The organism is Peribacillus sp. P4_B1 (assembly GCF_056402395.1).
In genome coordinates this window covers 24200-36829 of the sequence record NZ_JBFUHM010000001.1, presented here as the reverse complement: position 1 = coordinate 36829, position 12630 = coordinate 24200, and the positions used below count along the sequence as shown (strand labels likewise).

Annotated in this window: 10 protein-coding genes; all 10 read left to right on the top strand. The window is 41.7% G+C overall.

What is annotated here, in order from left to right:
- Window positions 1-41: 41 nt before the first annotated feature.
- On the top strand, window positions 42-1742 hold the full coding sequence (locus AC1DVK_RS00160) for a proline--tRNA ligase (RefSeq protein ID WP_477625631.1): 1701 nt from the start codon (window positions 42-44) through the stop codon (window positions 1740-1742).
- A gap of 164 nt (window positions 1743-1906) precedes the next feature.
- On the top strand, window positions 1907-6229 hold the full coding sequence (locus AC1DVK_RS00155) for a PolC-type DNA polymerase III (protein WP_125161959.1): 4323 nt from the start codon (window positions 1907-1909) through the stop codon (window positions 6227-6229).
- Window positions 6230-6422: 193 nt separating this feature from the next.
- On the top strand, window positions 6423-6896 hold the full coding sequence (rimP, locus tag AC1DVK_RS00150; RefSeq protein WP_061462441.1) for a ribosome maturation factor RimP: 474 nt from the start codon (window positions 6423-6425) through the stop codon (window positions 6894-6896).
- Window positions 6897-6939: 43 nt separating this feature from the next.
- Entirely contained in the window at window positions 6940-8070 is a 1131-nt protein-coding gene (gene nusA / locus AC1DVK_RS00145; protein WP_061462442.1) for a transcription termination factor NusA, read from the top strand.
- 17 nt (window positions 8071-8087) lie between these two features.
- Window positions 8088-8363, top strand: a complete 276-nt coding sequence (gene rnpM, locus AC1DVK_RS00140; protein ID WP_061462443.1) for an RNase P modulator RnpM — start codon at window positions 8088-8090, stop codon at window positions 8361-8363.
- A gap of 4 nt (window positions 8364-8367) precedes the next feature.
- Window positions 8368-8670, top strand: a complete 303-nt coding sequence (locus AC1DVK_RS00135; RefSeq protein WP_057913377.1) for a YlxQ family RNA-binding protein — start codon at window positions 8368-8370, stop codon at window positions 8668-8670.
- A gap of 19 nt (window positions 8671-8689) precedes the next feature.
- Window positions 8690-10846, top strand: coding sequence for a translation initiation factor IF-2 (gene infB / locus AC1DVK_RS00130; protein WP_061462444.1), 2157 nt, complete (start codon window positions 8690-8692; stop codon window positions 10844-10846).
- The gene (locus AC1DVK_RS00125) at window positions 10843-11124 is read left to right on the top strand and encodes a DUF503 domain-containing protein (protein ID WP_477625630.1); all 282 of its coding nucleotides are present in this window, start codon (window positions 10843-10845) and stop codon (window positions 11122-11124) included. The genes infB and AC1DVK_RS00125 overlap by 4 nt, the downstream gene beginning before the upstream one ends.
- A 17-nt stretch (window positions 11125-11141) precedes the next feature.
- Window positions 11142-11510: a 30S ribosome-binding factor RbfA gene (gene rbfA, locus AC1DVK_RS00120; protein WP_061462445.1), complete on the top strand. Its 369-nt coding sequence runs from the start codon at window positions 11142-11144 to the stop codon at window positions 11508-11510.
- A gap of 169 nt (window positions 11511-11679) precedes the next feature.
- A complete protein-coding gene (gene truB, locus AC1DVK_RS00115; protein ID WP_089364990.1) occupies window positions 11680-12600 on the top strand; it encodes a tRNA pseudouridine(55) synthase TruB in 921 nt (306 codons plus the stop codon).
- Window positions 12601-12630 lie beyond the last annotated feature (30 nt).

The window sequence follows — 12630 nt, the reverse complement described above, 5'->3', positions numbered from 1 at the left end:
GCCGCAGTTTAATTTAAAGGAAATATTGAAGAGGTGCAGATATGAAACAAAGTATGACGTTAATCCCTACATTGAGAGAAGTGCCTGCAGATGCTGAAATCAAAAGTCATCAGCTTCTATTACGTGCAGGATTTATGAGACAAAACTCCAGCGGGGTTTACAGTTTTATGCCGCTTGGAAAAAAGGTGCTTCAAAAGGTTGAAGCGATCGTTCGGGAAGAGTTGGAGAATGCTGGTGCAGTAGAATTATTGATGCCTGCTTTACAACAAGCTGAATTCTGGCAGGAATCTGGACGCTGGTATACCTATGGTCCAGAGTTGATGCGCCTTAAGGACCGCAATAACCGTGAATTTGCGCTAGGTGCCACACATGAAGAAGTGATAACCAGCTTAGTTCGTGATGAGGTGAAATCATACAAGCGTCTTCCTTTAACGGTTTACCAAATCCAAACCAAATTCCGTGATGAAAAAAGACCGCGTTTCGGATTGTTGCGTGGACGTGAGTTCATCATGAAGGACGCTTATTCTTTCCATGCCAATCAAGAAAGCCTGGATGTTGTTTATAAAAATATATATGCAGCATATTCAAATATATTTAGCCGTTGTGGGTTGGACTTCCGTGCCGTCATTGCTGATTCTGGGGCGATGGGCGGAAAGGATACACACGAATTCATGGTCCTATCCGAAATAGGGGAAGATACCATCGCCTATTCTGATACTTCCGAATATGCAGCGAATATTGAAATGGCACCGGTGAGTGTAAAATATGAAAAAAGTTCCGAAGCACAAATTGCACTTGAAAAAATTCATACACCTGGCCAAAAATCTATTGAAGACGTGACTTCATTCTTAAATACAGATGCAGAGAAACTAATCAAATCGCTATTATTTAAAGTGGATGAAAAGTATGTGCTTGTATTGGTACGAGGGGATCATGAAGTCAATGATATCAAGCTGAAGAATTTCTATAACGCTTCAATCGTTGAATTGGTCGATCCGAATGAAACGAAAGAAGTCTTAGGATGTGCAATTGGATCCCTTGGACCAATCAATGTCACTTCTGATGTGGAAGTGATAGCCGATGTTGCCGTAGAAGCAATGGTTAATGGAATCTGTGGTGCAAATGAAGAGGACCATCATTATATGAACGTAAATCCCACTCGTGATTTTAACGTGGACAATTTTATAGACCTTCGTTTCATTCAAGAGGGTGACCCATCACCGGACGGAAACGGAAAAATTAAATTTGCCAAAGGAATTGAGGTAGGCCACGTATTCAAGCTGGGAACAAAATATTCCGAAGCTATGAATGCGACATTCCTAGATGAGAATGGACGGTCTCAGCCTATGATAATGGGCTGTTATGGAATTGGTGTTTCACGTACGCTTGCAGCTGTAGCTGAACAATTCAACGATGAAAAAGGATTGGTCTGGCCAGTGAATTTGGCACCATACCAAGTCCATTTGATTCCAATCAATATGAAGGATGAGGCTCAGGCTGTCCTGGCAGAAGATTTGTATAATGATCTAAAGGCACAAGGCATGGATGTTCTTATGGATGATCGTCAAGAACGTGCTGGCGTAAAATTTGCCGACTCTGACCTGATCGGTCTTCCTGTCAGGGTGACGGTCGGTAAAAAGGCATCCGAGGGAATCGTCGAAGTGAAAATCCGTAAAACGGGTGAGGTTCTTGAAATAGAAAGAGCTAAACTTATTCAAAAGCTTCAAGAAATACTTGGGTAATTTTAAAAATTGGGGAATTAGGCATCATTCAATTGGATGATGCCTTTTTTTTCATGGATTTAGATACTAGTGAAACACTCGTGATATGTTATAATAGCCTCTGATATCATAGTGAAAATGATAATGAATAATATCTTAGAGATAGTAGATAGGGGAGAGAGGAAATGGATCAAAATCCAAATAGCGGTAGAGAGAGATTTCAACTCCTGCTCCAGCAAATGGACTTGACTGAGGATGCCTTTGTGAATTATTTCATAGGTGCCGAAATTGATAAACTCTCAATCGAGAGGGAGTCCAAAAAATGGCATTTTGCCTTTAATATACCTGCATTAATTCCTTGCAGTGTTCATACAAGACTTGCTACTCAATTAGCAAGTACGTTTTCCCATATTGCGAAGGTAACGTTCAACTTAAATGTGGCCAATCCGCAAGTGACGGAACAATTGGTAAAAGAATATTGGAAAAACTGCATTGGCGAGCTTGAAGGAATGTCTCCAGCCCTGTTGTCACTTCTGAATGAACAAGAGCCCGCAGTGAATGGATATAAACTTATCGTAAGCGCCCGGAATGATACGGAGGCTGGCCAATTGAAACGTAAGTACTCCGGCATCATTTCGAATATCTACCAAACTTTCGGTTTTCCCCCGTTGACTCTGGAAGCGGAAGTGAAGGAAACGGTTTCGAATCCTGATTACCAGAAGTTTTTAGAAGAGAAACAAAAGGAAGACGCGGAAAAGGGACTTGCTGCCTTAGTGGAAATGCAGAAAAAAGAATCGGAAAAAGGCGGCGACGAAGGCGTCTACGAAGGACCGGTTAAAATTGGCTATACGATTAAAGAAGATGCGGATTTCCGCAGAATCGAACAGATTATCGATGAAGAACGCAGGATTGCTGTCGAAGGATTCGTGTTTGATGCAGAAGTCCGTGAGTTACGCAGCGGACGGAGCCTCTTGACATTTAAAGTCACGGATTATACAAGCTCAATATTAGTCAAAATGTTTTCGCGTGATAAAGAGGATGCTGCCATACTTGCCCGAGTGAAAAAAGGGATGTGGGTACGTGCCCAAGGCAGTATCCAAAATGATACATTCGTACGTGACCTGGTAATGATCGCAAATGATATAAATGAAATTTCTAAACAAGGACGGCAGGATAAGGCACCTGAAGGTGAAAAGCGTGTAGAACTGCATATGCATACCCCGATGAGCCAGATGGATGCAGTGACGCCTACTTCTGCTCTTGTTGCCCAGGCTGCCAAGTGGGGGCATAAGGCTGTTGCCATTACGGATCACGCAGGTGCACAATCATTCCCTGAAGCTTATAGTGCCGGGAAAAAGAATGGTATTAAAATCCTTTATGGCGTCGAAGTGAACCTTGTGAATGATGGGGTGCCCATTGTTTATAATGAGGCGCATATTCCTTTGGCAGATGCCACCTACGTTGTGTTTGACGTAGAGACGACTGGTCTGTCAGCTGTTTATGATACGATCATTGAATTTGCTGCAGTGAAAATTCGTGACGGGGACATCATTGATAGATTTGAGTCATTTGCGAATCCGCATCACCCATTATCCAATACGACGATAGACTTGACTGGAATCACTGATGATCTCGTGGAAAATGCTCCAGAAGTCTCGGAAGTACTAGAAAAGTTCAAGAACTGGGCAGGCGATGCGATCCTTGTTGCCCACAACGCAGCCTTCGATATGGGCTTTTTGAATATAGGTTATAAAAACATGGGATATCCTAAAGCTTCCAATCCTGTTCTTGATACATTGGAACTTGGCCGTTTCTTATATCCGGAGTTTAAAAACCACCGGTTAAATACATTATGTAAAAAGTTCGATATTGATTTGACCCAGCATCATAGGGCCATTTATGATGCCGAAGCTACAGGTTACCTTATGCTGAAGATGCTGAAGGATGCAATGGAAAAAGAGATTACCCATCATGATCAGCTTAATGACAATATGGGTAAAGGAAACGCTTATCAGCGTTCCCGGCCATCCCATTGTACGTTGATCGCGCAAACACAGGCTGGCTTAAAAAACCTTTTCAAGTTAATTTCAATATCGCACATCGATTATTTTTATCGTGTTCCCCGGATACCGCGTTCACAACTTAAAAAGTATCGTGAAGGAATTTTGGTCGGATCGGGATGCGATAAAGGGGAAGTTTTTGAAGGGATGATGCAGAAGGGGTTTGAGGAAGTCGTCGAAATCGCAGAATTCTACGATTATCTTGAAATTCATCCGAAGGAAGTATATCAGCATCTGATTGATCTTGAATATGTCCGGGATGATAAATCGTTAGAAACGATCATCTCCAATATCGTCAAGCTTGGTGAAAAATTGGATAAGCCAGTCGTAGCGACGGGAAATGTACATTATTTGGATCCGAATGATAAAATTTACCGGAAAATCCTTGTAAATTCACAAGGTGGAGCAAACCCGCTGAATCGTCATAAGCTTCCTGACGTACATTTTCGGACAACTGATGAAATGCTACGGGAATTTTCCTTCCTTGGTTCAGAGAAAGCCAAAGAGGTCGTGGTAACCAACACCAATAAAATCGCTGATATGATTGATGAAATCAAGCCAATCAAGGATGAGCTATATACACCTAAAATTGAAGGTGCCGAAGAAGAGATGCGTGAGATGAGTTATGGCATGGCAAGGAAGATCTATGGAGAGAACCTGCCGGAAATCGTGGAAGCCCGTCTTGAGAAAGAATTGAAAAGCATCATTGGCCACGGTTTTGCCGTTATTTATTTAATTTCTCATAAACTAGTAAAAAAATCATTGAATGATGGTTATCTCGTTGGCTCAAGGGGATCGGTTGGATCATCTTTCGTTGCCACGATGACTGAAATTACGGAGGTAAATCCTCTTCCGCCACATTATGTATGTCCGGAGTGCAAGAAATCCGAATTCTTCAATGACGGTTCTGTAGGTTCGGGGTTTGACCTCCCAGATAAGGACTGTCCCGAATGTGGCATAGCTTATACAAAAGACGGGCATGATATCCCGTTTGAAACCTTCCTTGGATTTAAAGGAGATAAGGTTCCTGATATCGATTTGAACTTCTCTGGTGAATATCAGCCAAAGGCCCATAACTACACTAAAGTCTTATTCGGTGAAGAATATGTATATCGTGCGGGAACGATTGGTACTGTCGCTGAAAAAACAGCCTATGGATATGTAAAAGGGTATTCCGCTGATAATAACATCCATATGCGCGGAGCTGAGACTGATCGACTTGTTGCCGGTTGTACTGGGGTGAAACGGACGACAGGACAGCATCCAGGCGGAATAATCGTTGTACCTGATTATATGGATATTTATGATTTCACACCTATTCAATTCCCTGCTGATGACAGGAATTCCGAATGGAAAACAACTCACTTTGATTTTCATTCCATTCACGATAATATTTTGAAACTAGATATCCTTGGACATGATGATCCGACTGTGATCCGGATGCTTCAAGACTTAAGCGGCATCGATCCAAAGACCGTTCCCACAGATGATCCTGAAGTAATGAAAATATTCAGCAGTACCGAATCTTTAGGAGTTACAGAAGAACAGATCATGTGTAAAACGGGTACGCTCGGCATTCCCGAATTTGGAACGCGTTTCGTCCGGCAGATGCTTGAAGATACGAAACCTACGACATTTTCCGAGCTTGTTCAGATCTCAGGGCTTTCTCATGGTACCGATGTGTGGCTGAGCAATGCACAGGAACTGATCCACAACCGGATATGCACACTAAGTGAGGTTATAGGCTGTCGTGATGATATTATGGTTTATCTGATTTATCAAGGACTCGATCCATCCCTAGCGTTCAAAATTATGGAATCTGTACGTAAAGGGAAAGGGCTCTCGGAGGAGTTTGAAGAGGAAATGAGGAAAAATGAGGTGCCGGAATGGTACATCGATTCATGTAAGAAGATTAAATACATGTTCCCGAAAGCCCATGCTGCAGCATACGTCTTAATGGCTGTCCGGATAGCCTATTTTAAAGTGCATCTGCCTTTATTGTATTATGCAGCCTATTTCACAGTGCGTGCCGATGATTTTGAAATCGATGCCATGACACGGGGGCCGCAAGCAATAAAAACCAAAATGGAAGAAATTACTGTAAAGGGATTGGATGCATCCACAAAGGAAAAGAATACATTGACGGTTATTGAACTAGCTTTGGAAATGTGTGAACGCGGATATGCGTTCGCTAAAGTGGATTTGTACAAATCAAGTGCTGATCAATTCTTAATTGAAGGAAATACTTTGATACCGCCTTTCAATTCAATACCTGGTCTTGGAACGAATGCTGCCATCAATATCGTCAACGCACGCAAGAATGGTGAATTCCTCTCGAAAGAAGACCTACAACAACGGGGGAAGGTTTCGAAGACCATCCTTGAATACCTTGATAAACAAGGCTGTCTGGAGTCATTGCCTGAACAAAATCAGTTATCATTATTTTAAAGAGGAAACTGTTGTCAAAAAGGAAGAAACAGACATGGTATTTGCATAAATATCTTGATTATGGTATATTTTTATTGGAAATACTAAGAGGAACCAATGGCAAGAGTGGGGAAACCCACTCTTTCGTGTTGTATTGACCATTTAATTTTGAATCCGAAACCAAGCGCATACAACGCACGTATGGAGGAAACAAATGAGTAAAAAGGTAACGGAAGTTGTAGAGGAATTTGCATTACCAATTCTTGAAGAATTGCAGCTTGAATTAGTCGAAGTGGAGTATGTGAAGGAAGGTAAAAGCTGGTTCCTTCGAGTGTACATTGATAAAGAAACAGGCGTAGATATTGAAGATTGCGGAAATGTGAGTGAAAAACTCAGTGAAAAGCTTGATGAGGTTGATCCGATTCCACAAAATTATTTTCTCGAAGTTTCATCTCCCGGAGCTGAAAGGCCTCTGAAAAAAGAGAAGGATTTCCTTAAAGCTATCGGTAAAAATGTTTACATAAAAACATACGAGCCCATTTTAGATGAAAAAGAATTCGAAGGAATCTTAACCAGTTTCGATGGTAAAGAAGTGACACTCGAAGTCAGAATCAAGACAAGAAAGAAAACCATCGTCATACCATTCGAAAAGGTGGCCAAAGCAAGATTGGCGATTACCTTCTCTTAAGTCAAGCAAATCATTAATTTAAATATCCGTAAGAGGGATCACCATGGGCAATGAGTTATTGGATGCTCTCTATATTTTAGAAAACGAAAAAGGAATTTCCAGGGAAGTTTTGATCGACGCGATTGAAGCTGCTCTTATATCGGCATATCGCCGTAACTTTAACCAAGCACAAAATGTACGTATCGACTTGAACCTTGGTAAAGGAACTATGCGTGTATTTGCCAGAAAAGACGTTGTTGACGAAGTATTCGATTCACGTCTGGAAATTTCTGTTGAAGAAGCAAGAGCAATTGATCCCAACTACCAGTTAGAGGATATTGTCGAAATGGAAGTAACACCAAAGGATTTCGGCCGTATCGCTGCACAAACTGCAAAACAAGTCGTTACTCAAAGAGTGCGTGAAGCAGAACGAGGCATCATTTATGCCGAATTCATTGATCGGGAAGAGGATATCATGACTGGCATCGTTCAACGCCAAGATTCACGATTCATCTATGTGAGCCTAGGTAAAATCGAAGCTTTGCTCCCGGTGAATGAGCAAATGCCGAATGAACAGTATAAACCTCATGATCGCATTAAAGTTTTCATCACTAAAGTTGAAAAAACTTCTAAGGGCCCGCAAATTTTTGTATCCCGTTCACATCCTGGCCTTTTAAAACGTTTATTCGAAATCGAAGTGCCTGAAATTTTTGATGGAACAGTAGAAATTAAGTCAGTTGCCCGCGAAGCAGGCGACCGTTCAAAAATCTCCGTGCACTCAGATAACGAAGAAGTCGATCCTGTCGGTTCATGTGTAGGCCAAAAAGGACAACGTGTTCAGGCCATCGTCAATGAGTTGAAGGGTGAAAAAATCGATATCGTTAAATGGTCGGAGAATCCGGTCATTTTCGTTGCGAATGCTTTAAGCCCTTCAAAAGTACTTGAAGTTATCGTAAAAGAAGAGGAAAAGGCGACGACTGTGATCGTTCCGGATTATCAGCTTTCCCTGGCAATTGGTAAGCGCGGACAAAATGCCCGTTTAGCTGCCAAACTTACAGGCTGGAAAATTGATATCAAGAGTGAAACGGAAGCCCGCGAAGCTGGTATTTATCCAGTGGAAGAACAAGAATTCCTTTTGAGCAGAGATAGTTATGTTAATGAAGAGGAAACAGATTTCGAAGAGGATAACGAGTAATTCAGAGGTGAAAAAAGATGAATAGCCGAAAAAAAATCCCGATGCGTAAATGTGTGGCTACAGGTGAAATGAAGCCGAAGAAAGAACTCATTCGCATCGTTCGATCTAAAGAAGGGGAAGTCAGCCTTGATCCGACCGGAAAGAAATCGGGAAGGGGAGCTTATTTGACTCTTGATCGGGATGTTATCGAGCTGGCCAAAAAGAAAAACGTGCTGGCTAATCACCTTAGTACCCAAATCGATTCTTCCCTTTATGAACAATTGCTTGAATTAGTGAATAAGGAGAAAAACTAACACCATGACCCAACAACAATGGATGTCTCTATTAGGTTTGGCCAATCGGGCACGCAAGCTAATTTCGGGTGAAGAATTAGTGGTTAAAGAGATTAGAAGCGGTAATGCCAAAGTTGTTATTTTATCCGCGGACGCTTCAAAAAACACTGAAAAAAAAATATCTGATAAGTGCGCATTTTATCAGGTTCCTTTAAAAAGAGTCGAAAGCAGGTCTATGCTCGGCCATGCGATAGGTAAGGATGCTAGAGTTGCCGTCGCAGTTCTGGATGAAGGTTTTGCACAAAAACTCCGAACGCTGCTCGATTAAATTTTACGGGGGTGAACGTATGACAAAATTGCGTGTATATGAATATGCAAAACAAAAGAACGTTTCAAGCAAGGATGTAATAAATAAACTTAAAGAAATGAATATAGAGGTAACAAACCATATGACAGCATTAGACGATTCAACTGTAAATAAATTAAACGATTCAATTAAACCTAAAAACGAAGATAAAAGCCAAGCTGCTGAACCAAAGGCAAACGCTACGGTTGCAAAGTACGAAGCTGAAGCGGATGAAAAGAGCACAGTTAATAAAGAAAAACTGAAGAAGAAACCACCAGTTAAACCTGTAGGTACGAAAAAACCAACGGGGCAGTTTAACAGGGGCCGCAATAATAAGAATAAAAATAATAAACAAAGACAACAAGCCCCACAGGCTCCCGTTACAAAGCGTAAGGAAAGAGAACTTCCAGAGAAAATTACGTTTTATGAGTCTTTGACCGTTATGGAACTTGGTAAAAAACTTCATCGTGAACCTTCTGAAATCATTAAAAAGCTCTTTATGCTTGGTGTTATGGCTACAATCAACCAAACTTTGGATAAAGATGCAATTGAATTGATTTGTACAGAATACGGTGTAGTGGCCGAAGAAGAGATTCGTGTTGACCTGACCGACCTTGAGTCACTAGTCACTGAAGACGCTTCTGAAGATTTGATTGAACGTCCGGCTGTCGTAACGATCATGGGGCACGTTGACCATGGTAAAACGACATTGCTTGATTCTATACGCCATACAAAAGTTACAGAAGGCGAAGCAGGCGGAATAACTCAGCATATCGGTGCTTATCAAGTTAAAGTAAACGATAAGAAAATAACATTCCTAGATACACCAGGACATGCTGCTTTTACAACAATGCGTGCCCGCGGTGCACAAGTTACTGATATCACGATCCTGGTTGTTGCGGCGGATGATGGTGTTATGCCTCAAACGATTGAAGCGATTAACCATGCTAAAGCGGCAGAAGTACCAATTATCGTCGCTGTCAATAAAATGGATAAAGAAGCTGCCAATCCGGACCGTGTCATGCAAGAATTGACTGAACATGGTTTAGTTTCTGAAGCTTGGGGCGGAGACACAATTTTCGTACCAATTTCAGCTAAAAACGGTGAGGGTATCGATAGCTTGCTTGAAATGATTCTTCTTGTCAGTGAAGTGGAGGAGTATAAAGCGAATCCATCTCGTAAAGCAAATGGAACGGTTATCGAAGCGCGTTTGGATAAAGGTCGCGGATCGGTTGCTACTTTGCTTGTTCAAAACGGTACGTTGAAAGTCGGAGATCCGATTGTTATCGGTAATACATTCGGCCGTGTCCGTGCTATGCTTAACGATCTTGGACGCCGTGTTAAGGATGCAGGTCCTTCAACACCGGTTGAAATCACTGGATTGAACGAAGTACCACAAGCCGGTGATCGTTTCATCGTCTTTGAAGATGAGAAAACGGCCCGTCAAGTTGGGGAAGTGCGTGCACAGAGACAACTTGCTTCACAACGTAATGAAAAATCCCGTGTAACCTTAGATACATTGTTCGAGCAAATGAAAGAAGGGGAAATTAAAGAATTGAACATCATTCTAAAAGCGGATGTTCAAGGTTCTGCGGAAGCAGTAGCCGCTTCCCTGAATAAAATAGAAGTGGAAGGCGCTAAAGTGAAAATCATTCACACTGGCGTCGGTGCAATTACAGAGTCTGACATCATCCTTGCTACAGCTTCCAATGCAATCGTCATCGGATTTAACGTCCGTCCTGACGTGAATGCAAAGCGTGCAGCTGAATCAGAAAATGTTGATGTCCGCCTACACCGCATCATCTATAAAGCGATCGAAGAGATCGAGTCGGCTATGAAAGGGATGCTTGATCCTGAATTCGAAGAAAAAATTATCGGTCAGGCTGAAGTTCGTACTACTTTCAAAGTATCTAAAGTAGGTACGATTGCCGGTTCATATGTCACAGAAGGAAAAATTACACGTGATAGCGGTATTCGCTTAATTCGTGAAGGTGTCGTCATTTACGAAGGTGAAATTGATGCATTGAAACGTTTTAAAGATGATGTAAAAGAAGTGGCAACGAACTATGAGTGCGGTATTACCATTAAAAATTACAACGACCTTAAAGAAGGCGATGTAATCGAAGCTTATGTAATGGAAGAGATTGAACGTAAATGATCGTTGGCTCTGTCCAATGTGAATGCATCATCTATGACACCCATTCATTGAAAGAAAAACGGGCCGTGCTCCAGCGTGTCATGACACGGCTTAAACAGAAGTTCAATATTTCTGTAGCCGAGACCGATTTTCAGGATTTATGGCAGCGGACAAAGATTACTATCGTAACCGTAACATCCTCAAGGAAGGCTACAGAGCGGGAACTTCAAAATGCCCTTAAATTTCTAGATTCTTTTCCGGAACTAGAGCGAACAATAACAGATATAGACTGGCTTTAGGCTATCGAGGTGATATTATGAGCCTTCGTTCAAATCGTGTTGGCGAACAAATGAAAAAAGAGCTGAGTGAAATTATCGGCCGAAAAATTAAAGATCCAAGAATCGGATTTGTAACTGTGACGGATGTTGAGGTTACAGGCGATTTACAGCAGGCAACAGTTTATATTTCCGTTTTGGGTGACCAGGAACAACGGGAGAAAACCCTGCAAGGCCTAGCAAAGGCAAAAGGATTCATGCGTTCAGAAATTGGGCAAAGAATCCGCCTGCGCAAGACCCCTGAGCTGTTTTTTGAATTTGATGAATCAGTTGATTATGGTAACCGTATCGAGTCGTTGATTTCCCAAATCAATTCAGAGGACAAACCGGCTGAAAAAGACGAAGAATAAGCAAGCAGTAAAAGGAGGCCGACTCAAAAAGTGCTTTGCACTTCTTGAAGTCGGTCTCTTTTTTTTGAAAATGAAATATTTAAAAATCAAAAAAACACCTTTCGGAATTGAAATTTATTTTGCTTCATGATAACCGTTTAGGGTGTTTTATAAATGATGAGGTGAAAGCGTGAACGGTATTCTTCCATTATGGAAACCCAAGGGATTGACATCCCATGATTGTGTTTTTAAATTAAGAAAGATTTTAAAGACGAAAAAGGTTGGGCATACAGGTACTTTAGATCCCGATGTAACAGGGGTTTTACCTATTTGTATTGGCAGGGCAACTAAAATTGCTGAATATTTGACAGAAGCCGGCAAAGCGTATGAAGGGGAAGTGACCCTTGGTTTTTCAACGACAACTGAAGACGCAAGCGGTGAAAAAGTGGAAGAGAAAAAGGTTGAACAAGTGATTCCGCGTGAACGGATTCTAGAGATGCTCGAATCATTGACTGGGAAAATTGAACAGACTCCGCCAATGTTTTCGGCTGTTAAGGTAAACGGGAAGAAGTTATATGAATATGCTCGTGCAGGAGTAGAAGTGGAGAGGCCGACAAGAGAGGTCTCCATCTATGAAATTACCCTTCTCGATGATCGTTCTGAATTCAAAGGGGAAACCATTTCTTTCCGTTTTCGCGTCAAGTGCAGCAAAGGTACGTATATTCGGACACTTGCAGTCATGATGGGTGAAGAATTGGGGTTTCCTGCCCATATGTCAGATTTAACCCGTATTGAATCAGCAGGTTTTAAGCAAGAGGATTGTTTTACATTTGCTGAGGTGGAAGCATTCATGGAAACCGAACGAACTGATGGTTTTCTGTTGCCCTTGGAGCGGGGATTGTTTCATTTGCCCAAATTTCAGATTAGTGATAAAGTAGCAAAGAAAGTACTTAACGGTGCGGTATTGGAACAAACAGAGGATGTCATTGTTGAAAAAGGTACGCCTTTTGTGATGGTCGACCCATCCGGTAAGGCGATTGCCATTTATCAAATACATCCGACAAAAGTGGGGTTAATTAAACCTGTAAAAGTATTGGCACAAGAATTATAGACCGTTTTACCGTCGGAAAGAGGAGATTGA